The sequence below is a fragment of the Chryseobacterium sp. JV274 genome, assembly GCF_903969135.1.
GTDB lineage: Bacteria > Bacteroidota > Bacteroidia > Flavobacteriales > Weeksellaceae > Chryseobacterium.
Genome location: NZ_LR824569.1, coordinates 80,885 through 104,514, shown reverse-complemented (window position 1 = coordinate 104,514; position 23,630 = coordinate 80,885). Strand labels below are relative to the sequence as shown.

Genomic DNA, 23,630 nt, shown 5'->3' with positions numbered 1-23,630 from the left:
GATTTGCTATAAAAAATATACCAATTAGTTCCCTTTAATAGTATATTGTATCCCTAAAAACTATTTAATTATGTCCGTTAAGCATAATGTTCAAAACCAAAGCAAAAAAATCAAAAAATTTTTCGGACTACTAGGTCCTGGACTGACAACAGGAGCTGCTGATGATGATCCTTCAGGAATTGCTACATACTCCCAGACCGGGGCTCAATTCGGTTATGGGCAGCTATGGACCGCACTCTATATGCTCCCATTTATGACTGCAGTACAGGAAGCCTGTGCAAGAATAGGAATGGTTACTGGTAAAGGATTAACAGGAGTTATCAAAGAGCATTATAGCAAAAAAATACTCTATACTTCTGTAGGATTGGTTGTCATTGCTAATACAATTAATATAGGAGCGGATATCGGAGCTATGGCGGCAGCGGCACAATTAATTATTCCTGCCGATATTGTTATCCTAATGCTGTTTTTTACTGTTAGCATACTTACTTTAGAGGTCTTCACCAGTTATCGCGTATATTCAAAAGTTCTCAAATGGCTGGCATTATCACTCCTTGCCTACCCTCTTACAGCTTTCATGATTGATCAGCCTTGGAAAGAAATATTAAAAGCCTCTATGGTTCCTCATTTTGAATTTTCTTTCAATTTTCTGTTCATAATCACTGGGGTATTTGGGACGACGATTACGCCCTATATGTTCTTTTGGCAAGCGTCTCAAGAAGTGGAAGAAGAAAATAAAAGAGGTCTGATTCAAGATGGAAAGCCAAGAATCGGGTGGCATCATATTCATGCGATGAGAAAAGATAATAATATAGGCATGATTATCTCTGAATTTACTACATGGTGTATTATTTTGGTCGGAGGAACCGTTTTACACAGCGCCCATATAATAGATATTAATACTGCCGCTGATGCAGCAAAGGCTTTAGAACCTTTAGTTCAATCATTTCCAAATTCCGGATTGATATCAAAAATTATATTTGCCATTGGAATCATTGGATTAGGATTACTTGCAGTGCCTGTTCTATCAGGATCAGCATCTTATGCAGTTTCGGAAGCTCTCAACTGGAATGCAAGTTTAGATCTTAAATTTACAAAAGCAAAAGGCTTTTATATGGTCATTATTATTTCTACATTTATTGGCCTGTGTATGAATTTTATTGGGATTAATCCAGTGAAAGCCCTTGTTTACACAGCAGTTCTCAATGGTGTAGCAGCGGTACCTCTCTTGTTTCTGATTATCCGGATATCTGCAAGTGAGCATATTATGGGAGAATTCAAAAGCAGGTGGCTGTCAAAAAGTTTGTTATGGGCAACATTTTTCTTCATGGCTGCAGCATCAGTTGCTATGTTTTTTACTATCTAAATAAATCAGTAAATAATCCAATGTAGTGAGTTCCATGCAAAATGTAATCCTGTAGACAGGGCTATATTTCCAGTCTTTAATGTAGCAATACCAAAAAGTACAGCTCCGAGTACGGCGGAGGCTAATTTTTTTCCTATACCTGCTTAATTTAAAAATTAATTATTTTCTAATTATATTTCCAAATTATTATGGCATATATAATATTTTTCAAAAACCAAAATTAACGGAATAATTGAAGGACATCTTTGGGAAGAAATTTGTTTATGCCATATTCCTTTTGGGTCTGTTTATGGGTTTAACCGCCATTTTCGACCTGAGAAACTATTCTCAATTTAAAGCCAATGCTGTAGTCTTTTTGTGTTCATTTTTCACTTTTAAATAAGTTGATTAATTGTCAACTTATTTCAGGACGGGACGTTTATATAAATTTTGAGGTTAAACCTGTTTATTTCTAGAATCAAAATATTCATATATACTTTCTATTCGCAATAAATCTTCTTTAAAAAAATTCGAGAAATCATCCGTTGGGGCTGCCAGACAGGGATAAGCTGTTTTCTTATCATTTTTTTTATTATTCACATCACCTAACGCATTGGTTACAAGAGATATACTTCTTAATACTGAATTTACTCTGGTAGTTCGATATTCAATTCCTGTAAATTCAAGATTTTCTGGATATATCGAACTAATTATTTTTCTTTTTGCTTCTACACTACTTGATTGGTATAATAATGATACGTTAGATATAACTGATAATGAGCCTTGTTTAAGCGATCATCAACTTTTTCGGGATTACGAGTCGCAACTAAACGAGCATGAAGTTCATTTTCAAGAATTTCAATTTTTTGTTTAGACTGTGCTTTAATGATCATATAATCTTCATCCTCAATCTTTTCCGCTAATAATTTTTCTCGTGTAAGAGCTATCTTAGCATTATAAGTCTCTATTTCAGAAATTATTCTTTTTCTTCTATCATCAGCTTTGTTATTATACTTTTTATAGGCTGTTAGTAGAATATTTTGTAAGATTTTTTGAACTGAAGGAAGAAACTCATATTTCTTTAATTCCTCAACAAAAAGATTATTGGTAAGTTCAGCACTTTGCCTAAATCCACAAGATGATTTACAATGATAGTAATAATATACTTTCTGACTTCCCTTTGAACCGCTGGCAGTTAAATTTTTCCACATTTTGGACAAATCAAGAAACCTCTCAATGAGAAAACATCAGCAGAACTAAATTTTATATACTTTCGGATTTTTCTTTTATTGCCTTCTAAAATTAACTGAACTTTATTAAATAGTGTCTCTCTTATAAGAGGAGCATGTAAAGATTTTACATAGTGAGCTTCTTCATCCCGATATTTCTTTATAAATATTTTACCACAATACACTGGATTTCTTATTGCAACATGAAAGGCTTGATTACTCAAAATTTTTACTCCCTTTTCTGAAAGCTGTCGACGTATAGTTTCAGGAGCTTCAATTCCTTTTGCTATTTCATTAAAGAAATAGCGTATTATTGAAGCTTCAGGTTCTTTAGGCTCAATAAACTTATATTTGCCATCCTCAGTAATTTTATTAATATAACCGAAAACTGATGTTTTAGATAAAGGTTATATCTGGTACATTTAAAATATGTTGTCACATGATATTAACAGAAGAAATTGAGCCCATTTTTTATAAGTCCTAAACATTAATATATTTTTTGAGTACTTCAACAAGGTCTTTCTGCCTGATAGGCTTGGGAAGGAAATCATTCATTCCGGCTTCCAGACACTTTTCTTTTTCACCCAGCACATTTCCAGCTGTAACGCCTATGATAGGTATATTTTCATATCCCGGCAGCATTCTTATATTTCGTGTTGCCTCAATACCACTCATGATTGGCATCTGTACATCCATCAAGATAATGGAAAAATGCTTTTTCCTGCATTCTTCCAAAGCCTGCAGCCCATTGACGGCTTCCGTTAGATGTATACTGGGTGCAAGAGACTTCATTATTCTATTATTCAGGACCATATTCACTACGTTATCATCAACCAAAAGCACTTCTAATTCTGGGGCAAATAACTGCAAACCTTTCTCAGACTGATCCTTACTAATTTCTACTGCATAACTTCGGTCTACCTTTTTTAAGGTTTTGTATAGTTCATGTGATTTGATAGGCTTCAACAGTAAATGTGCATTTTCTATTTTTCTAACTGAATTAAGTATGCCCAGTTCTTCAGAAGAAGAAGAAAGTACTATAAATGGAGAAGTCTCTTTTCGCTGATTGAACAGCCCTGTTATTTTATCTATTGTTTCCAATCCTGACATAACAGGCATATGATAATCCATCAGGATCACATCGAACCGCTCTCCTTTCAACAGGATTTCCAACGCCTCCATCCCATTAGAAGCCAAGGTAGACTTGATATTTTTATAGGTAAGCATGTGGTCAAGAATGATCCTATTGGTTTCATTATCATCAACCACTAAGGCCGTTCTAATAGTTATTTCATCCTCCTCTCTCAATTGAGAGATCTCGTAAGGAATCTCAATGTCAAAGAAAAATACAGAACCCTTTTCCTTTACGCTGCTCAGCGACAAATGGCTTCCCATATATCCCAGGATATTATTTGAGATAGTAAGTCCTAGACCCGTTCCACCATATCGTTTACTAATGGAACTGTTTTCCTGAGTAAAGGCATTAAAAATGTATTTCTGTTTCTCAACAGGGATGCCGATCCCCGTATCTCTTACCGAGAAGCGCAAAACAATAGTACTATCATCCATGCGTAATTTCTCTACTTTTAGCTCTATCTCTCCCTTTTCTGTAAATTTCACAGCATTTCCCAGAAGATTGATCAAAATCTGTTTTAACCTTGCTTCATCCAAAAAAAGTATCTTTGGAAGACCTGGCTCAATATTGAGAAGAAGTTCGATATTTTTTTTCTGGGATTGATAAATAATAACATTTATGACCTGGCTTAACATATCATAAACATCAGTTTTCTCAATCAAAAGCTCCATTTTTCCGGATTCTATTTTAGAAAAATCCAATATATCATTGATAATGCTAAGCAGGTTTTCCCCTGACTCATTGATGTAATTCAGATATTGCATCTGTGTTTCATTCAGTGGTGTTGTGAGGAGAAGGTCTGAAAAACCAATAACTCCATTTAAAGGAGTCCTGATCTCATGACTCATATTGGCCAGAAATTCGGATTTTGCTTTGCTGGCTATATCTGCCGTTTCCTTGGCATTTTTCAGTTCTTCATTTATCTTTACAGCATTTGTAATATTCTGTATGGAAATAATCACTCCCCCTACTTCATCTTTTGTAAGATACCAAGGACCGACTTTAAGGTCATAATGCTGAATTTCTTCTTTTCCTTCCACCTTTAGCATAAAGTCACTGTTGATGTACGTTTTTCCCAAAAGTGCATTGTCATAGATATCTTTTCGTTCTTTGGGAATATTAGGTGATATCGTGAAAAGATTATTACCGATAAGATCTACATTATTCATACTAAATTCCTCTCTCCATCTGCTGCTTACAGCAACATAGTTAAGATCTTTATCAAACATGGCCAAAGGAACAGGAACATCAGTGGCAAAAGACTGCATTATGGCCTCCTTCCGGGTAACCTCTAAAAACATTTTTTTGAAGGCATCAATGTCCTGAATGATTCCGAAAACCCTTTTACAGGTATCATCTTCAAATTCGGGAATACCTTTTACTCTTACCCAAATCGTAGCGCCATCATTACGTAAAAGCTGAAGTTCCTCATCAAAAGGAATTCCTTGTTGTATTACCCTGTTAAAAAGATATTTTATTCTCTCCCTGCTTTTTCCTTTGTAAAATTCAAAGGCATTTTCAAAAGTAGGCTGGAAATTATTTTCTATTTTGTGAATTTCTCTTGTACTTTGAGACCAGAACAGCTTTCCTGTCTTCATATTGGCTTCCCAACCTCCCACCTGGGCTACTGAGCCTGTTTCTTCAAGCATTTCCTTAGTGTAAGACAGATCGCTTTCTAACTTACCACGCCGGATAAGATCAGATTTTAATTGTATATAAACAAAAACGGTTACACCAATGGCTGCAACCGCAGAAAAGATGATAAATAAAACAGTCCACTTCGAAGACTTATTCAGCTCTTCATTTTTTATGGCAAGTTGAACTTCCTCAAGTTTTACAAATTTCTGAACGAGCATGCGGCATTTGTCCATAGCCTCCTTGTTTTGTACAAGTTCTTCCGGACTTATTAATATTCCCTTTTTACGATTCTCAATAAGCAAAACATATTCTTTCATTAAGATTTCTGAAGTATGTAGCAGTTCATTTAGAATATTAATCTGATCTTTATCTCTAAGATTAAGTCTATCTTTGTGAGAAACAAGCAGCGGATATTCATTCCTACTTTTATCGAAAGGTTCAAGAAAATTTTCCAGGCCGGTAAGCTGATATCCCCGATTGCCCGTCTCAGCATTTAAAAGAGTATTTAAGATATCTTTTGCTAAGCTTATAGATTCCTTACTTTTCAAGAGGTCTTCCCTATTCTCCATCTGCTTATGTATGCTTATATAAGATGCTATGGAACTAGCAATCAGAAGCATCAAAGAAATCACTACTCCTATCTGAAGATTTCTTATAATTTTTTTCGGCATTGAATGGTATTTTTGTAATAAAATACTAAAAATAGGTCATTTTATAATATTTACAAATTAATTTAGAAATTCGTTAGAAGATATTGGAAAATGAATATAATTTAAGTCGTTTAAAGATGAAGCTGCTAACTTTATAAAAGTTTATTTTGTATGGTTTTCCCATTGTTTTTCTTAATTGATATTCATTTTTTTAAACTTTTCAGCAAATATACCGGGCTTTCAGAGCTTTTAACATTATCTCACCTAAAATGATAGTGAAGTATTCTATGAAATAAAAAAATTACTTTATAATAGCTAATCCTTCATTATCGAAACTATAACACTGACAATTAGTCAATCAATAACAATAAAGCTTTGGTAATGTCGGATAATGTTATTAGATTTATAATGAATTCTGAATTACAATATTATTACACCTCACTAAATTTATTAATCATGAAAAAGCAAATCTTTATCACTGCCCTATCCCTGGGAGCAATCACTATAGGAACCAACCGGGTTCTTGCACAAAATTCTGAGAAGGTTAGTACATCCGTAAATATTATTTTAGCAGACGTTATTGCAATGGACATTGGCACTGATGCGTCAGAAGGTGCTGTAGATTTTAATTATGGGAGCACAAAAGACTATAACTCATCAAAAAATGTGACCGTTCCCAATAGTTTAGTCATTATTTCCTCCAAAAATTTTGATGTAAAAGTAAAATCTGAAGGTACACACTTTGTAAGTGGTGCAAACGTAATTCCTGTAGATATATTACAGGTAAAGGCAATACCAGGTGGAAGTCTGGTGGGGACTCTGAATGAGGTCACTTTATCTACAACTGATCAGGTACTGGTGAGTAATGCAAGTTTAGGTACTAAACAGTCTTTAAATATTGCCTACTCTATTTCGTCGGAAAATGCATCCAAAGTACTTCTGGGGAAACCACAAGGAACTTACACACAAAAAATAACTTATACTGCCACTGCATTGTAAGTAAATATCAATTTTTAAATAAAAAGCCCTCAACACTTAGAAGTGTTGAGGGCTTTTTATTTAAGCAAAATGTGTAATCCTGTAGTGATTTTACTACATGAACTTCCATTTTCCACTACAAAGAAACTTTTATGACCACTGTAAATTTGCAGTATACAAAAGAGAACAATTAAATAAAAATAAAATTTAAATATTACTATCATGAAAAAACTAATCGTAATCTCAGCCTTAACTTTTGGAGCAATCATATTAGGAACTAACAATGTTCAAGCTCAAAATACTACAGCAACCACAACGGTAAATATTACCCTTAACGATGTAATCTCCATTGACGCGGGAAGTACTGCAATTGGTAATACGGTTGACTTCAACTATGTTACTGCAGCAGACTATAACTCTGATCAAACAATTACTAAAGCCAACTCTTTAAAAGTTACTTCAACGAAGAACTTTAATGTTAAAGTAAAAGCAGGAGGTGCTAATTTTATGAATGGAACCAACCTGATCCCTGTAAATGTTTTGACTATCAAAGCAGCTACAGCTGCCGGAACAATGGGCGGAACAAAAAGCGCTGTTGTTTTATCTGCAACGGATCAAACTTTAGTATCAAATGCTCCTCTTGGAAGTGCATTAACACTGAATCTGGACTACACCATTCCAGCGGCAAAATCATCTTCTTCTGATATTTTAGGTAAACCAGCAGGAACTTATACACAAACGGTAACTTATACTGCAACAGCTTTATAAATAAATTTTCATATTAATATTTTGTGATTTGGTGTTTCGAAGGCTTCCTCAGGAGGCCTTTGATTTTGTATGTATTGTACCGATATAGATAAAATTCAAAATCCGGGAATAAGTATCTGTCATCTGTAAGGTAGAATCTATGCTTTTGGACATTTAAATCTAATTAATACATCACACCAAACATTCAGTAAATTTTGTGAAAATCTAAAGAAAAATTATAAGCAACGGTAATTTATATCACGACAGCTTTATAATAGAAATAACAGGAATTAGATACGCCCTCAACACTTAGAAAGTATTAAGGGATTTTCTATTTAAACCAATGAGTAATCCTGTAGTGATTTTACTACATGAACTTCCTTTTTCCACTACAAAGAAACTTTTATCGCTGCTATAAATTTGCAGTATACAAAAGAACAATTAAATAAAAATAACAATTAAATATTACTATCATGAAAAAACTAATCGTAATCTCAGCCTTAACTTTTGGAGCAATCATATTAGGAACTAACAATGTTCAAGCTCAAAATACTACAGCAACCACAACGGTAAACATTACCCTGAACGATGTAATCTCCATCGACGCGGGAAGTACAGCAATTGGTAATACGGTTGACTTTAACTATGCTACTGCAGCAGACTATAACTTTGATCAAACAATTACTAAAGCCAACTCCTTAAAAGTTACTTCAACGAAGAACTTTAATGTTAAAGTAAAAGCAGGAGGTGCTAATTTCATGAATGGAACCAACCTGATCCCTGTAAATGTTCTGACTATCAAAGCGGCTACAGCTGCCGGAACCATGGGCGGAACAAAAAGCGCTGTTGTTTTATCTGCAACGGATCAAACCTTAGTATCAAATGCTCCTCTTGGAAGTGCATTAACATTGAACCTGGACTACACTATTCCAGCGGCAAAATCTTCATCTTCTGATATTTTAGGTAAACCAGCCGGAACTTATACTCAAACAGTAACGTATACAGCAACTGCTTTGTAGCAGCTGTAGATTTGTAATGTTCAAAAGAGAACAAGAATAATAATTAAATCTTACTGCCATGACAAAACAAATCGCCATCACAGCCTTAACTTTTGGAGTAGTTATATTTGGAACTAATAATGTTCAAGCTCAAAATACAGCCGCAACCACAACGGTAAATATTACCCTGAACGATGTGATCTCTATAGATGCAGGAAGTACAGCAATTGGTGGTATAGTTGCTTTTAACTATGTTACTGCAGCAGACTATAACTCTGATCAGACGATTACCAAAGTCAACTCCTTAAAAGTTACCTCAACGAAGAATTTTAATGTAAAGGTAAAAGCGGGAGGACCGCATTTCGTCAATGGTTCAAACTCAATCCCTGTAGATGTTTTGACAATCAAGGTTGCAGAAGCTCCCGGAAATATGGGCGGAACCAAAAACGATGTGGTTTTATCTCCAGGAGAAAGAACCTTAGTATCCAATGCTCCTCTCGGAAGTGCATTAACACTGAATCTGGATTACATCATTCCAGCAGCAAAATCCTCATCTTCTGATATTTTAGGTAAACCCGCTGGAACTTATACCCAAACAGTAACATATACTGCGACTACTTTATAAAAAAACACATCAATATATATGCCCTCAGCACTTTCCAGGTATTGAGGGCTTTTTTATTTAAACAAAATGAATAATCCTGTAGTGATTTTACTACATGAACTTCCTTTTTCCACTACAAAGAAACTTTTATCGCTGCTATAAATTTGCAGTATACAAAAGAACAATTAAATATTACTATCATGAAAAAACTAATCGTAATCTCAGCCTTAACTTTTGGAGCAATCATATTAGGAACTAACAATGTTCAAGCTCAAAATACTACAGCAACCACAACGGTAAACATTACCCTGAACGATGTAATCTCCATCGACGCGGGAAGTACAGCAATTGGTAATACGGTTGACTTTAACTATGCTACTGCAGCAGACTATAACTCTGATCAAACAATTACTAAAGCCAACTCCTTAAAAGTTACTTCAACGAAGAACTTTAATGTTAAAGTAAAAGCAGGAGGTGCTAATTTCATGAATGGAACCAACCTGATCCCTGTAAATGTTCTGACTATCAAAGCTGCTACAGCTGCCGGAACCATGGGCGGAACAAAAAGCACCGTTGTTTTATCTGCAACGGATCAAACCTTAGTATCAAATGCTCCTCTTGGAAGTGCATTAACACTGAATCTGGACTACACCATTCCAGCAGCAAAATCCTCATCTCCTGATATTTTAGGTAAACCAGCCGGAACTTATACACAAACGGTAACTTATACTGCGACCGCTTTATAATAAAAATTTTAGTTTGTAAAGATTCCTTTTGCGATGTTTTCAGTAGTTTTGGGAATCTTTATTATTAAACTATTTACACCATGCACAAGTTTATTCACCTTTTCATTTTCTTTATCTTCACAGGGTCTTCTTCACTTCTGGCACAAAGTATCTCTATGTCGCCTACACGCTTGTTTTTCACAGGTAATCCAGGAGAAAAAGTAACAAAGACAGTCACGCTTCAAAATAGCTCGGATAAAGATTATGTTTTTAATCTCAACTACAAAGATTGGGTTAGAGAAGAAGACGGAAATAAGGTTTATCTTGAAGCAGGCAGTTCAAAAATTTCCAATGCCTCCTGGATATCCACCTTAGAAAACGCGGTAACAGTTCCTGCGAAAAGCACAAAGGAGATTGTAGTGACCATGCAGATCCCGGCAAATGCATCACAGTCTGCTGTTACGAACAGTATGCTGTTTTTCACCCAGCTTCCTCAGCAGGCAGATAAGGCACGTGTTCAGAATGGTATTGGTATTATCACCTTATTTGAAGTGGGACTTCACATCTTTTATACTCCACCGGGAAACCATGTAAAAAGTCTGGATATTACCAATATTTCAGAGGTGAGTAATGAGAATGCAGCGAACAGAAAAGTAGCAGTAAGTATCCATAATGATGGAAACACCATCAATGATGCCACCGTTGAGTTTGAACTCACCAACACAGACAGTGGTAAGGAAATAAAATTGCCAGCAATTTCCATCTCCATGCTTCCGGATACCAATCAGGTTGTTCAGTTTTCTTTACCAGAGAAAATTTCAGGAAACTTCCTTGGCGTGGTTATTATCAAAATGGCAGAATCCAATGATTTACGCGTAGGCGAAAAAAACTTTAAATTTTAAAATTAAGTCTTGAAACTACAGAATGGAATATCGATATCAGTCCTAAGAAGAACAATCTTATTTTTTGTATTTGTTCTTCTGCACTTTTCTTTGGCCTCTGCGCAGGAAAAGAAGGATATACAAATCCATTTTGAAAATGACAGTGTAGCTGTAGCTGTTGAGAAAGGTTCTACTTTTACTAATTTCCTGGTCGTTGAGAATAAAAGTTCTGAAGAGATTATCATTCAGAATATCATACCTAATGAAAAATATCCGGGATTGCTTTTCTATCCCAAAAATGAATTTACCTTAGGTGCAGGTCAGTCTAAAAATCTTCCTGTGAAACTGATCGCCAACGTGGATTTTATGAAACTGAGATCCAATGAAATCAAATTCCAGGTTTCGTACACCAGCCCAACGGTTACCAAAACTGAAAGCGCCTCATTCTTCGTTGCTAAAGACGAGAACAAAAACATCGCAATTTATACCGCCACCTACGAAAATTTCATTAACCCTGCTGTGCCCCAATCCTCAATTCTGCTGACAGTAGAAAACCAAGGTTATAGTAAAAGAACCGTTAAGATTGATTTGCAATCCATTCCTGATGGTTTGGAAATGATGCCAAAACAACAAACCGTATCTCTGGAAGGTTTAGAAAAACAAACGGTTGAAATCAAAATTGCAGTCAGAAAACAGAATACACTTTATCCGGAATTTAATATTAATGCAATTGTCACAGACCTGCTTGATAATAAAATCGTGGGAAGCAACACACTCTATTTAGTCATTTTATCGCACAACAGACAAATTGCCAGAGGAAACGAAGCGGTGAGCGGAAGTAATTTTGCAGAAATTAGCTATAATGAAAACAGTTCAGGTTTCAACTATCTTCAATTAAGGGGAAATACAGCATTTCGGGTGACTGAGAATTTGAAATCGCGCTTCAATATTGGTGCAGATTACTATGTTGAAGACGGTCGTTATAATCTGTATGATACGTGGCTGGAACTGGAGAGAAAAAATACGGTGTTAAGGGTGGGAAATGTTAATAGCAGCGATTATGATTATCCGGTTTTCGGAAGAGGCGGGAAAGTTTCTACCAAATTTGGTAAAAATAATCAGATTGAAATTCTTGCGCTGGAAAATAATTATAATCTGTACGGTACTTATTTCCAACAAACAGAAGGATCTACCATTATGGGCGCAAAATATGCTTTTGGGAATGCTAAATCTTTCAATGGGAAAGTGTCTTATATATTCGATCATGATCCGCGCCTTAACATAGATACACAGGTAGCGAACGCGGTAACGTCATTTTTAATTAATGATAAAAACACAATCCGCACGGAGGTTGGTCTGAGCCACGAAAAAGGCCTTTTGAACAAAGATGAAAACGCAGGCGCTTCAATGGGAGCCAATTACGATGGGAAAATAGGGAACTGGGATATACAATCTGTCAATTCCTTTGCTACCAAAAGTTATGCAGGGATCAAACGGGGATCTTTTTTCTCAAATCAGAGGATTGGCCGCCAATTTTCTGCTTCTCAGCGCGCTTTTATACAATATCAGAATTCGCAGATAGAGCCCGAGTTCCTGAGTTTCCAGGGTGCATCAACCCAACCTGGGAATACCTCTAATTTACGTTATTATTTCAACAGTACAGAAGCTTTGGGATTAGGTTATCAGTTTTCTTTAAAGAAGTGGAATTTTTTACTTTCTCCAAAGGTTGAAAATCAAAAAACAGCTAATTTTTACACATCGCAGGAACTTTTTTCATACCGGCTGGAAGCCAATATCAGCACTACATTAGGTGCCCACGGATTGAACCTGACGGCGGAATATTCTTATTCAAAAGAGAACAATAAACCGGACTGGTTCAACAGTTTGAAAACAACTTTATCTTACAGATATAAATCATTCTCCCTCAACGGAACAGCCCAATGGAACGCAACAAGTGTCTTTGATTTAAATTCTTATTATGATGTAAGCCGTAATTTTGCCAACTATAATGTATATGCCTCGTATAATTTCCAGATGCTTAATCATAATCTGACTGGATCTTTTTCAGCCGGAGCCTTCTATTCGGAACTTTATAAAAATTTAAACAGCAATATCACCGGTAATCTGGAATATAAGATTTCGTCTTCATGGTCTACCACAGGTTATTTTAATCTTTCCGGTTATAAATCTACGGCTGAATATGCAACCAGTGGCAGTTATTACCAGTTTAGAGTGGGGATTAAAAAATATTTTGCCACAGCTACGACTCTTGGAAATCATAAAGTGACGTTCCAGTTCTTTGAAGATAAAAATTTCAATGGGCTTCTGGAGTCCGGCGAATCGGTACTTGCTAATGAAATTGTAAAACTGGACAATTATGTAGCGATGACGGATAAGAATGGAAAAGTAGTTTTTCAGAATGTGCCTGAAGGTACTTATACACTGAAGGTGAACGAAAGTGCAGGTGCCCGATTGATGATGGATCCTGTCATTATGGTACATAATAATATTAACCGCAAAGTGAGCTTGGTAAAAAACATCAGGGTAAGTGGGAAATTAACGGAGATCAAGCAAGCCTACGATGTTTTGGAAACAGATGTAACCGGAATAGTGGTATATGCAAAAAGTGAAGATGGGGTGATCTATACTGCCGTGGTTAACCAAAAAAATGAGTTTGAGTTTTTCCTGAAAGATGGAAAATACAGTCTCTATATTGAAAATGACAAATACAGCTATACACAACCCACCCAAACTATTCAGGTGACAAAAGAAGGGTATTCAAAAACCGTAGTTTTTGAATATAAGAAGAAAGACACCACTATTAAGGTGAAAAAGTTTTAAATTTAAAAGTATGAAAAAGATGAGGGCTTTTCTAATAGGAATTTTTACCATGTTCTGTGGGTTTGCAGCCACGAAAGCTCAGGATGTGTATCTGTCGGTTCCTGATAATAATATTTTTAACAGGACCGAATTTACCTCAGTACCTACAAGAGTAATGACGAACGCTAACAGAACAAACTGGGATTATGCCTTTTTGGGGCTACTCCCAACAGCTCCTACATTTACCTCTGTTTCAGGACCAACTTTTACTCACTCTTCTTCCTCATTTACTTTGCCCAGTTCCACTCTTCTATGGCAGTTAGAAAGTATGGGCGGGCAGCTGCCATATACTGGACTTTCAGGTTATTTACCAGGTTTTCAGTCGTTCAGTACAAGCGCTATAAAATGGTTTGAACCGCCATCACTAAGTATCGGGGGAGGATTCAACCGGGGAAATATCAATTTTACATTTAAAATTCCTGCCTCACAATTTACTGCTAATGCCTTCCGGGCCGGGAATTACTCCATGGATATCACTCAGAATTATAATGACTTTACACCACGTAATTTTAAAACAATTTTAGTCATTCCTCCATCTATGCGTTGGGTCACAAATTCTTTAACAAAATACATAGAAATATCTTCTTTGAATGACTACCGCAATACTAGCACGCGGGTGTGGGATTTGGGGAATACGGAAATCGCACATACGGTTGACTTTAATTTTTGGGCGAAAGCTGCTTCTACAAACATTCAGTTCACTTCTTCTAAAGGTGTTCCAGGAACCAGAAATATAGCAAGCATTAAATTGGGTAGTAATGGATCTGCACTCACGACCAAAGCCTTATCTGCCGATTTTCAGAATTTTTCCGCAGCTAATTTCAGTGTTGTGGCGGGAAACAGAAACAGCTTTATTCCAGAGCTTTATGTTTCTTCGGATGATTTTAAAAACCTTTTTTTTGAAGCTGGAACTTATACGTTTGAATTGAACTTCAATGCCAGAAGTACAGATAACTCAATTAACAGTTTGCAAAATACGGCTGTTCAGTTAAAGGTGCTTCCTCTGTCGGAGATCACCATCCCCAGTTCCGGACGCAATGTAAATTTCAATTTTAATACCGCTGCCCAATACACCGATGGTCAGTCACAAATGATTCCAAACCAAATTATGCTGTCCAATAATGAAAATTTTGAGCTCTATGTAAAATCGGACGAAAATTATTTCAAGAAAGGCGGTCTGCAGACCAGCATCAATTCCAACATATTACAAATTGGTATAGACGGAAGTTCTGTAAATGCTCCCTTATCCAAAACTCCTCAAAAAATACTGTTTAATGGAGCACCGGTTTTGGACCGGGGACTGAATGTAAGATATACCATATCACCTGCGGGTGCCCAAAGTTTGGTAGGTAAGGAAAATACCACCTACTCTATCAATGTTTATTATAGCTTCACGGCAATTTAACGATACTTTCTAAAAAAAACCTTCCTTATGGACCACATTAATGGCAATGATCAATCGCGGAATCAGCACTATATTGATAAATTAAGTGCATTCGAAAAAAAACATACCGATGTTTTTGATTTCTTAGTATTCGCGGCGGCCAAGATGACCAACATGGAGCTTTGCACCATGAGCATTACCTCGGAAGGGCAAGTTTACGTTCTCGCTTCCAGTGATGCATCCCCCAATCAGGTCTATCCCCAGAATCCTCACTTTCTTTTGAATGACCAGACTTCGGTTTATGAGTCTAAGAACTCGGAATTTAAATTTCATAGAAGTTATCCCATCCCCGGTCGTGAGGACAATCTGATCACTCATTTAAATTTATTTGACAGGGAAGAGAAAAATTTAGATAAAGCAGAGGAAGAGTTGGTCAACAAGATATTGAACCAAGCGGCAAAATGTCATTTGGATAAAGAAAGAGAACTGGCAGAAAAAGCCTATGTTTTAAAATCAGAGTTTGTGGCCAATATGAGTCATGAGATAAGAACCCCATTAAATGGTATTATCGGTTTTACAGAGCTCCTTATGGAAACCAATCTGGACGAAATGCAAAGACAATACCTGGAAATCATCAACCAATCCGGTGTATCCTTATACAGCATCATCAACGATATTTTGGACTTCTCAAAATTAGAAAAGCAAAAACTTAAGCTAAATCTCGACAAAGTAGAGATTGAAGAACTGGTTTCAGAAGCCTTCAATATTGTTGCGTACAGTAATACTAAAAAGCAAGTAGAAATGCTCATCGATATTGATGACACCATACCTAGATATATATGGACTGATGAGATGCGCTTAAAACAGGTTTTTGTCAACCTTTTGAGCAACGCTTTAAAATTTACCGAGGAAGGCGAGATTGTTTCATATGTCAAAGTTTTAGATGATTTAGGAGAAGGAAAAAAACGAATCCGATTTGGAGTTCGCGATACAGGCATTGGAATCAGCAGCGAAAAACAGGCTGAAATTTTCAACCCTTTTTCACAGGGAGATGGCAGTATTACTAAAAGATATGGAGGGACTGGCATGGGACTCACCATTTCGAACCAAATCTTGGCACTTGCCGACAGTATATTACAAGTCGAAAGCGATCAGGGAAAGGGCAGCGACTTTTTCTTTGATATTCTGTTCGACACTGAGGAAGAGGAATATGATTTAAACTTAAGTGATATTAAGAGAGTTTTGATTGTGGACGATAATGAAAACAATCGGAAAATCCTGAAAAGGATGCTGGAACGAAAAAATATCGAAGTAACGGAATGCGATAGCGGGTTGAAGGCTTTGCTATTGATTATGAACAAGTCCAAATTCGATGTGATTATTATGGATTATCATATGCCGATTATGGATGGCATTGAAACCATAAGAAAAATGAAAAATATTATTCCCGACGCCAACCATGTAGTGCCGTATGTTGTTTTGTACAGCTCGTCCGATGATACTAATTTGCAGGCTGCATGTGACGAATTAGAAATAGAAAATCGGCTTGTAAAACCAATTCGTATGAAACAGATGTACCAGATTTTATCCACCTTAAAGAGTTCTGAAAAGAAAAAACCGGATCAAATAAAAAATGCAGCAAATGAAGTGAGCATGCGCGAAATAAAAATTTTAATTGCTGAGGATAATCCTATTAATTTACTTCTTATCAAAACTTATTTAAAGGAGATTATTCCTCAAGCTTTAATCATCGAGGCAAAAGATGGTACTGAAGCGGTTGAAAAACACCAAAAAGAGAGTCCTGATCTTATTTTAATGGATATTCAGATGCCTCATCTCAATGGTATTGAAGCAACCAAAGAAATAAGAGCCTTGGAAAAAAACATCGAAATACCTATTATTGCAGTAACAGCAGGGAGTCTGCCTGGTGATAAAGAAAAATGTCTGCAAGCCGGAATGTCAGATTTTTTAACCAAACCCTTATTAAAGCAAACCCTGTCTGATATGATTCAAAAATGGTTTGGTACGGAAATCGAAAAAGAATAAATAATAAACTATGCTTAAAAAAATACCTGAATAGTTTTTTTTAAGCTTTGATACAGAATTTATGAATGACCTTAGCAACGAACTACAATTAAAAATTGAAAAACTGGAAAATGAAATCAGTTTTAAAAACGGACTGATCTCGATATTATCTCACGATTCAAAGGAAATGTTTGGAAATTTTCTGTGGCTTATAGAAGCGGTAGAAGAAAAGACTATAAGTGAGGAAGATTTTTTTAAGTTGTTGCCGCAGTTAAAATGCGATGCCCAAAAGAATCTGCAAACCATTCAGGACAGCACCTCTTGGTTAAAAACGCAATATGGGGAATTTAAGATTAAACCTGAGAAAATCATGATGATGGATCTTTTTCACCATTTTGAAGAAAAATATGCACTTAAATTAAAAGAAAAAAATATTAAATTTCACTTTAAAGGAGATCCCAATGCATTTGTTACAACCGATCGTTTGTTGCTGCAATATGTTTTAGACAAAATTCTCAATAATGCAGTGAAATACTCTTTTTCCGGGAATGACATTCACTTGCAGGAAGTTACGGATGATCGTCAGGTGATAATTTCTGTGAGCGACTTCGGAACGGGAATGGATGAAAAATATTTATCTGAAATCTTCACTTATGGTAACCCCCTATTCCTTGGTACTGCTGGTGAGAAAGGAGTTGGATTAAGTTTGAAAATTGTGAAAAATTTTGTATCCTTGATGCATGGAAACATTCAAATCACTTCCGCTGAAAATAAAGGCACCACTGTTTCCCTCTTTGTACGTAAATTTATAGAATAATGGGTTTAAAAGTAAACGTTCGTATTATTGTAGCAGACGATCACGGTATCGTCCGGATGGGTTTAATACAAACCATACAACGCCTCTGGCCTGATGCTACAATCATTGAAGTAGAGGATTTTAAATCACTGTACAAAGTCATTCTGAAGGAAGAACTGGATCTGGCTATCATGGACGTCAATATGCCTAATGGTTCTGTTCAGGAAGCCATTGACTACATAAAAATGCACCAACCCAACTTAAAAATTCTTATATTTTCTTCTCAAGATGAAGAGGTGTATGCAATGCGCTATCTAAAGATGGGTGCCGGTGGCTATTTAAGTAAACAAAGCTCCAATGCAGTAGTTGAAACTGCTTTGACGGCAATGCTCAATACTGGCCGGTTTGCGAGTGACCACGTAAAAGAAGCGATGTTTTTAGAATCGATAAATGGCACTACAAAAAACTCACCCTTCGAAGCGCTGTCAGACCGCGAATTGCAAATTGCCAATAAACTGGCTGAAGGTCTTCCTCTCAAAGAAATTTCTAATCAACTTAATCTCCATTCATCTACGATCAGTACTTACAAAAACAGGCTGTTTGAGAAACTGAAAATACGATCCATACCCGAATTGGTGGAGATTCTTAGGCTGTATAATCATTAAAAATTCTATAATTTCCACTTTATCATCCCGGGGAATCGTGGGATCTTGTACATCTTAACAAGATCCTACACTCCGCTAGCTTCAGGAGATGTTCCGCGAAATCACTTTGTATGGACAAAACAGAAGGTTGGCAGATCAACAGAAGCCAAACTCACAAATTCCCCGTGCTATCAGATATATTTTTTTCTGAATCAAACAACCTTTGAAGAAAGAGTGTTCTGAAAGATTTTTAAGGTAGAGGTTCAGTATTTTAGCTTCGTGAGTATTGTCTAATGCCTTGTGTCATTTAGATCAGGTTTTCATATATTTTTTCGTGACCCCATTGCTAAGCAGTTCAAGTATCAATTCTGGAGAATAAATCTGATAAGTAATTTCATTTCCCTGCATGTTCTTCCTCAAAATTAAATGAAATCAAAGTTATTATTATTTTAATCAAATAAAGAATCACATCATACCATAGTATCAATTATTTAAACTATTGATTTCGGTATCACTCCAATTTTTAAAATCCAACCAAATAGAACGTTAAAATTCGTTAATTTAAACCCGTATATAATAATTATTCGTGAGATTTGTTGTGAACATAAAAAATATTAGTATGAAAAATTTAAAAAAGCTTAAAAAAGCAGAATTAAAAACAATTGTTGGCGGAGCAGGTTGTACCAGACTATGTTTTATAAATGATAAATTAACATGCGTTCCGTATAATTCATGTGGTGGCCCTGGACTTGAGCCATAAAAAAATTAATAACCTGTTTTTCAAAAACATATTTCTAGAATATTTTCAATACTAGTAAAATATCTGTTTGAAAAACAGGTTATCTTATACAAAAATATCTATACACACCTAAGAATTAAGAACCAGCCTAACCATATATGAATCCGTTCTTTCATAGGTACGTCCCATGCTCCCAGTTCTCCTACAAATCCCCTTTCATAATGAGCAGCGAACCATGTGGAAACAGTAAACTGTATTTGTTTGCATGATGGTCTTTTTTCTCATAGTTACAGGGCTTACCACTAAAAATTTTATCAGCTATTGCCAAATCGGCAAGATATCCACAATTTTATTATAATTTAATTGTGTTTAACACGCATAGGATAAAACAATAAAACAGCATATCATTAAACGGTAAAAAAATATATTGTGATAAAATTTCTCACTATTTTAAACCGTTTAACCAGATGTTTGAAAAATTATATTTTTATCAGTATGAAAAACCATAAGTTGACAGCACTTTTAATTATTATAACGATACTCTTTTCTTGTAAGGCTGAAAAGAAAGCGAACATTAGTTCTGTTTTCAATAATTCAGGTTTTGACAATAGCAATATTGATTCTACTAAAAATCCATGTATTGATTTTGATGGCTTTGCTAATGGTAACTGGAAGAAGAAAAACCCTCTTCCTGCTACTGAAAGCAGATGGGGTGCTTTCGAAATTCTTGATCGGGACAACAAAGTGAAACTGAAAAATATTGTAGATAGCATAAGTAAATTACCTAATCTCAAATTAGGTTCAGAATCTCAACAGATAGCTGATTTTTACAGATCTTACATGGATACTGCTTCCATAGAAAAGTTAGGACTTTCACCTCTTGACAGCTATTTTGAACGAATTGATCATATTAAAGATTATACCGATTGGGTAAACTTCTCCGGGGAACTTCAAAAGCTTGGTGTACCAACTTTTATCAGTTATAAGGTGGAAGCCGATGCTCATAATAATCAAATGAATATACTTTCGTTAGGGCAAGGCGGATTAACTTTGGGTGATAAAAGCTATTATGCACTAGAAGAATCTAAAAATGCCAACTTAAAAGACAGAATGATCCAGCACATCGACATTATGTATAAAAGCGCAGGCCTTAAAGTTGTTTCCCCTGGTTCCAAAATTTACGAATTGGAGCAAAACGTGGCTCGTCTGCAGCTATCTAGTCTGATGTTGCGCGATCAGATAAGAACCTATAATAAGATATCTGTCACAGAGCTCAGCCACATAGCATCACAATTTAATTGGAACGGGTTTTTAAAAGCACAAGGAATTAATACCCAAACTGTTATTATTGAAGACCGGGCTTATATGAGCAATTTAACAACTCTCCTGCATAAAACACCATTAACTGTACTGAAATTATATACCCAGTGGCAGCTTTTATCTCATTTTGCACCTTACCTGCCACAGAAATACAGCAACCCTCACTTTGCTTTTTTCGGAACAGTAATGGCTGGAAAAAAAGAACAAAAAAGCCGCATAGACACGGCAATTAAAGAGTTAGAGCAAGCACTGGGCATGCCTTTAGGTAAGCTTTTTGTTCAAAGATATTTCCTTGAACAAGATAAACAAAAGATAGGTGAAATGATTGAAAATGTGCGCTGGGTTTATCATCAGCGTATAGACAGCTTACACTGGATGAGTAATAGCACCAAAGCGTTGGCACACAAAAAATTAAAGACAATGACTTTCAAGATCGGATATCCGGAAAAATGGCCCGACTATTTCGGTATCTCCATACAACCATTACGTTTGATAGATAATATCATTTCTGTTGCAGCTTTTCATCATAACGAAAGCATCAATAAAATTGATAAACCAGTAGATAAAAGCGAATGGCATGCGACACCACAGACTGTTGATGCATTTTACGATCAATATACTAACAGTGCTTGTTTCCCAGCTGGTATCCTGCAGCCACCTTTTTATAATCATGAAGCAGATGATGCTATAAATTATGGTGCCATAATCGCGGCGATAGGACATGAAATAACCCATGCTTTTGATGACAGAGGTTCGAAATTCGATGCTTCAGGTAATTTAAATAACTGGTGGACATCAATAGACAGACATAATTTTGAAAACCTCACAAAAGAATACATTGATTATTTTAACCAAATGGAAGCCCAGCCAGGAGTACACATTAACGGACAGCTCACTATAAGCGAAAATATAGCAGATCTTGGTGGACTTACTCTGGCCTATCATGCACTTGAAAAAAGTTATGATAAAAAAAAGCAACCTGCATCTATTAACGGTTTCACCTGGCAGCAACGTTTCTTTTTAGGGTGGGCACAAATGTGGCATGGCAACATCAGTCCTGAAGCTCTACGTAATGAACTATTAACCAACCCTCATGTACCTTTCAGATTTAGGATAAACGGCCCCCTGACACAATTAAGAGAATTTAAACAAGCATGGAACTGTAGTAAAAAAGATTCGGCCAATTTGAATATTAAAGGGGTAGAAATTTGGTGAACTTATAATTTATCAACAAAGGTTTAACTATTTTTTCGACATGCAAAGTCAGTACACTTATTTAGCCATCAGTTTACATTTCTGGTCATGGTTTCAACTTTCATTCCGTTTAAGTTTTGGATCTGCTATGTTTATAAGATCTGTATCTGTAACCGCCTGAATATCGTATTATTAAAATCTGAAATTCAGGAATAAATCCGCTCCAAAATCATTAAGAACCCTTTACCCGTTGTACTCAAAATAAATTCAAATCCGTCTAAATGTAAATCAATAAAATCCGGTTTATCATTCTTTTAAAGGAGAAAAAACTACAATTAAAAGAAAAATCCCCGGATCTCTCCGGGGATAAAAACTTATAATAAAAATTTTATTAACATTTCAAAATTAATAAATCTCCATTAATTGAATTATGATTAAAATCATAAAAAAACCTCCCGTGTCAATAGGGAGGTAAAAGTTCAAAATGAATTATAAGTTATAATGATGTGGTGTTAAATAAAGTATCTCTTAAAAACTCTTTTTAATCAATAACAATGCATATGCCATAAACTTACTGTTTAATGAAATCGTTCTTTTTGTGGTACATTTTTCTTTTAACGTAAAAATCCCCGGAAACCGAGGACATTAAAAAAACTTGACTTGTACTTTTAGTTTATACAAACTCCGTAAATATACGGAGAGGCTGTAGTCATAACTCTACGGGAAACCGTAATGATTGATTTTGAATTGTTTGTATATTCGGAACTTAACAAAAAAATAATAATTATGACAATCGATTTTACAGTTGAAACATGGAATAACCTAGATGGAATGTTTGCTATTCTAATCACAAAAAAGGAACCTGGCAAACACATGATTCAAGTTTTCAAAAAGGACCAAGATGAAAGTTATTACCCTATTGATATTAGCATAAAAGACAAAGGAGCAACTGTATTGTTGTCAATTAATAGAGACCCGTTTGAGGGATACGTTGTGTTAAGATAAAAAGATCCCCACTGTTAAGTGGGGAATTTTTATTTTATAATTGTCCCCCATTAATAAATCAGCTATGATAACTGTCACTTATATTTAATTGTTCTAAATAGTATTAATTATTAAGTTTGTAGTAGTTAAAAAAAGCTTATACCATGAAAATTAAAATTCCTTTTAAGGCTATTGCTTGTTCAATAGTTATAATGTCGTTTATGAATTCTTGTGAACAAGATAATACTGAAAACACTCAAGAAACTCGTTCAAAATCTCAAAATGAAGAACGTAAAGTTGAACCCGCTATTGTAAACGGCAAATCTGTTTTAAAGGTTACTTTTGGAAAAGAAGTAAAGTATGTAGACACTTATTTGATTAAAGAAACAAATATTATGCTTTCAAATTCAAATAATCAACTTACAGTTAAGAAATTAAATAATAGTACCTCAAATACATCTAAAAGCGTTCCCCAAATATATATTTTAAATGAAAATTATCTAGGCGATGGATATATGATATATGCTTGTAAAGGGGAAGTCTATAGCATTGAAGTTGTTGACGATAATGGCAAGTTATGGATCAAATCAGGACAAGTCTCTTATACAGCAACATCGATAGCTCTAGAGGGGCTTAGTAATCATGATATGGCATACTTTCAATGTTTAATGGATCATGACCTTAACGGGGTTATAATTGTTAATTAGAAATAATTGAATCAAAATTTTCCCCAC

At 35.4% G+C, this 23,630-nt stretch carries 20 protein-coding genes; 16 read left to right on the top strand and 4 right to left on the bottom strand.

The window, feature by feature from the left end; translation table 11 throughout:
- Positions 1-70 precede the first annotated feature (70 nt).
- Complete coding sequence (locus CHRYMOREF3P_RS00480; protein ID WP_180563546.1) at positions 71-1,366, top strand: NRAMP family divalent metal transporter; 1,296 nt, start codon at positions 71-73, stop codon at positions 1,364-1,366.
- A 5-nt stretch (positions 1,367-1,371) separates the two neighbouring features.
- Here CHRYMOREF3P_RS00480 and CHRYMOREF3P_RS24370 read toward each other — a convergent pair whose 3' ends face one another.
- From CHRYMOREF3P_RS24370 to CHRYMOREF3P_RS00465, 4 genes are all read right to left on the bottom strand, one after another.
- Positions 1,372-1,503, bottom strand: coding sequence for a type II CAAX prenyl endopeptidase Rce1 family protein (locus CHRYMOREF3P_RS24370; RefSeq protein WP_410500285.1), 132 nt, complete (start codon positions 1,501-1,503; stop codon positions 1,372-1,374).
- A gap of 570 nt (positions 1,504-2,073) precedes the next feature.
- Complete coding sequence (locus tag CHRYMOREF3P_RS00475; RefSeq protein ID WP_180563545.1) at positions 2,074-2,556, bottom strand: hypothetical protein; 483 nt, start codon at positions 2,554-2,556, stop codon at positions 2,074-2,076.
- Entirely contained in the window at positions 2,541-2,885 is a 345-nt protein-coding gene (locus CHRYMOREF3P_RS24365; RefSeq protein ID WP_410500284.1) for a recombinase family protein, read from the bottom strand. The genes CHRYMOREF3P_RS00475 and CHRYMOREF3P_RS24365 overlap by 16 nt, the downstream gene beginning before the upstream one ends.
- Before the next feature lie 169 nt (positions 2,886-3,054).
- Positions 3,055-6,018, bottom strand: coding sequence for a response regulator (locus CHRYMOREF3P_RS00465; RefSeq protein ID WP_232538922.1), 2,964 nt, complete (start codon positions 6,016-6,018; stop codon positions 3,055-3,057).
- Positions 6,019-6,453: 435 nt separating this feature from the next.
- Here CHRYMOREF3P_RS00465 and CHRYMOREF3P_RS00460 point away from each other — a divergent pair, with 435 nt between their 5' ends.
- From CHRYMOREF3P_RS00460 to CHRYMOREF3P_RS00390, 15 genes are all read left to right on the top strand, one after another.
- Positions 6,454-6,996, top strand: a complete 543-nt coding sequence (locus CHRYMOREF3P_RS00460; protein WP_180563544.1) for a peptidoglycan-binding protein LysM — start codon at positions 6,454-6,456, stop codon at positions 6,994-6,996.
- A gap of 201 nt (positions 6,997-7,197) precedes the next feature.
- Complete coding sequence (locus tag CHRYMOREF3P_RS00455) at positions 7,198-7,743, top strand: peptidoglycan-binding protein LysM (RefSeq protein WP_077414286.1); 546 nt, start codon at positions 7,198-7,200, stop codon at positions 7,741-7,743.
- Positions 7,744-8,195: 452 nt separating this feature from the next.
- Positions 8,196-8,741, top strand: a complete 546-nt coding sequence (locus CHRYMOREF3P_RS00450; RefSeq protein WP_180563543.1) for a peptidoglycan-binding protein LysM — start codon at positions 8,196-8,198, stop codon at positions 8,739-8,741.
- A gap of 58 nt (positions 8,742-8,799) precedes the next feature.
- Complete coding sequence (locus tag CHRYMOREF3P_RS00445; RefSeq protein ID WP_180563542.1) at positions 8,800-9,345, top strand: peptidoglycan-binding protein LysM; 546 nt, start codon at positions 8,800-8,802, stop codon at positions 9,343-9,345.
- Between the two features lie 179 nt (positions 9,346-9,524).
- Complete coding sequence (locus CHRYMOREF3P_RS00440; RefSeq protein ID WP_180563541.1) at positions 9,525-10,070, top strand: peptidoglycan-binding protein LysM; 546 nt, start codon at positions 9,525-9,527, stop codon at positions 10,068-10,070.
- A gap of 80 nt (positions 10,071-10,150) precedes the next feature.
- Positions 10,151-10,951 (top strand): Fn3-like domain-containing protein, encoded by an 801-nt coding sequence (locus CHRYMOREF3P_RS00435; protein WP_228408662.1) that lies wholly within the window; start codon positions 10,151-10,153, stop codon positions 10,949-10,951.
- 9 nt (positions 10,952-10,960) lie between these two features.
- Complete coding sequence (locus CHRYMOREF3P_RS00430) at positions 10,961-13,771, top strand: hypothetical protein (RefSeq protein WP_232538920.1); 2,811 nt, start codon at positions 10,961-10,963, stop codon at positions 13,769-13,771.
- 10 nt (positions 13,772-13,781) lie between these two features.
- A complete protein-coding gene (locus CHRYMOREF3P_RS00425) occupies positions 13,782-15,215 on the top strand; it encodes a hypothetical protein (RefSeq protein ID WP_180563540.1) in 1,434 nt (477 codons plus the stop codon).
- A 27-nt stretch (positions 15,216-15,242) separates the two neighbouring features.
- Positions 15,243-17,240, top strand: coding sequence for a response regulator (locus tag CHRYMOREF3P_RS00420; RefSeq protein ID WP_180563539.1), 1,998 nt, complete (start codon positions 15,243-15,245; stop codon positions 17,238-17,240).
- Between the two features lie 166 nt (positions 17,241-17,406).
- Positions 17,407-18,036 carry a sensor histidine kinase gene (locus tag CHRYMOREF3P_RS00415; protein WP_228408666.1) on the top strand — a complete coding sequence of 210 codons (630 nt, stop codon included), beginning with the start codon at positions 17,407-17,409 and terminating at the stop codon, positions 18,034-18,036.
- Positions 18,036-18,680 carry a response regulator transcription factor gene (locus tag CHRYMOREF3P_RS00410; RefSeq protein WP_180563538.1) on the top strand — a complete coding sequence of 215 codons (645 nt, stop codon included), beginning with the start codon at positions 18,036-18,038 and terminating at the stop codon, positions 18,678-18,680. Before CHRYMOREF3P_RS00415 ends, CHRYMOREF3P_RS00410 begins: the two co-directional genes overlap by 1 nt.
- Positions 18,681-19,278: 598 nt before the next feature.
- Positions 19,279-19,419, top strand: a complete 141-nt coding sequence (locus CHRYMOREF3P_RS00405; RefSeq protein ID WP_175627203.1) for a bacteriocin-like protein — start codon at positions 19,279-19,281, stop codon at positions 19,417-19,419.
- 474 nt (positions 19,420-19,893) lie between these two features.
- Positions 19,894-21,933: a M13 family metallopeptidase gene (locus tag CHRYMOREF3P_RS00400; protein ID WP_180563537.1), complete on the top strand. Its 2,040-nt coding sequence runs from the start codon at positions 19,894-19,896 to the stop codon at positions 21,931-21,933.
- 765 nt (positions 21,934-22,698) lie between these two features.
- A complete protein-coding gene (locus tag CHRYMOREF3P_RS00395; protein ID WP_077414311.1) occupies positions 22,699-22,917 on the top strand; it encodes a hypothetical protein in 219 nt (72 codons plus the stop codon).
- A 143-nt stretch (positions 22,918-23,060) separates the two neighbouring features.
- Complete coding sequence (locus CHRYMOREF3P_RS00390) at positions 23,061-23,603, top strand: hypothetical protein (RefSeq protein WP_077414314.1); 543 nt, start codon at positions 23,061-23,063, stop codon at positions 23,601-23,603.
- The last annotated feature ends 27 nt before the right edge of the window (positions 23,604-23,630 follow it).

Bases quoted from the DNA above. Each gene is read 5' to 3' on its own strand.
- CHRYMOREF3P_RS00480 (WP_180563546.1), top strand. From the start codon at position 71: ATGTCCGTTAAGCATAATGTTCAAAACCAAAGCAAAAAAATCAAAAAA.
- CHRYMOREF3P_RS00475 (WP_180563545.1), bottom strand. From the start codon at position 2,556: ATGTGGAAAAATTTAACTGCCAGCGGTTCAAAGGGAAGTCAGAAAGTA.
- CHRYMOREF3P_RS00465 (WP_232538922.1), bottom strand. From the start codon at position 6,018: ATGCCGAAAAAAATTATAAGAAATCTTCAGATAGGAGTAGTGATTTCT.
- CHRYMOREF3P_RS00460 (WP_180563544.1), top strand. From the start codon at position 6,454: ATGAAAAAGCAAATCTTTATCACTGCCCTATCCCTGGGAGCAATCACT.
- CHRYMOREF3P_RS00455 (WP_077414286.1), top strand. From the start codon at position 7,198: ATGAAAAAACTAATCGTAATCTCAGCCTTAACTTTTGGAGCAATCATA.
- CHRYMOREF3P_RS00450 (WP_180563543.1), top strand. From the start codon at position 8,196: ATGAAAAAACTAATCGTAATCTCAGCCTTAACTTTTGGAGCAATCATA.
- CHRYMOREF3P_RS00445 (WP_180563542.1), top strand. From the start codon at position 8,800: ATGACAAAACAAATCGCCATCACAGCCTTAACTTTTGGAGTAGTTATA.
- CHRYMOREF3P_RS00440 (WP_180563541.1), top strand. From the start codon at position 9,525: ATGAAAAAACTAATCGTAATCTCAGCCTTAACTTTTGGAGCAATCATA.
- CHRYMOREF3P_RS00435 (WP_228408662.1), top strand. From the start codon at position 10,151: ATGCACAAGTTTATTCACCTTTTCATTTTCTTTATCTTCACAGGGTCT.
- CHRYMOREF3P_RS00425 (WP_180563540.1), top strand. From the start codon at position 13,782: ATGAAAAAGATGAGGGCTTTTCTAATAGGAATTTTTACCATGTTCTGT.
- CHRYMOREF3P_RS00420 (WP_180563539.1), top strand. From the start codon at position 15,243: ATGGACCACATTAATGGCAATGATCAATCGCGGAATCAGCACTATATT.
- CHRYMOREF3P_RS00415 (WP_228408666.1), top strand. From the start codon at position 17,407: ATGTTTGGAAATTTTCTGTGGCTTATAGAAGCGGTAGAAGAAAAGACT.
- CHRYMOREF3P_RS00410 (WP_180563538.1), top strand. From the start codon at position 18,036: ATGGGTTTAAAAGTAAACGTTCGTATTATTGTAGCAGACGATCACGGT.
- CHRYMOREF3P_RS00405 (WP_175627203.1), top strand. From the start codon at position 19,279: ATGAAAAATTTAAAAAAGCTTAAAAAAGCAGAATTAAAAACAATTGTT.
- CHRYMOREF3P_RS00400 (WP_180563537.1), top strand. From the start codon at position 19,894: ATGAAAAACCATAAGTTGACAGCACTTTTAATTATTATAACGATACTC.
- CHRYMOREF3P_RS00395 (WP_077414311.1), top strand. From the start codon at position 22,699: ATGACAATCGATTTTACAGTTGAAACATGGAATAACCTAGATGGAATG.
- CHRYMOREF3P_RS00390 (WP_077414314.1), top strand. From the start codon at position 23,061: ATGAAAATTAAAATTCCTTTTAAGGCTATTGCTTGTTCAATAGTTATA.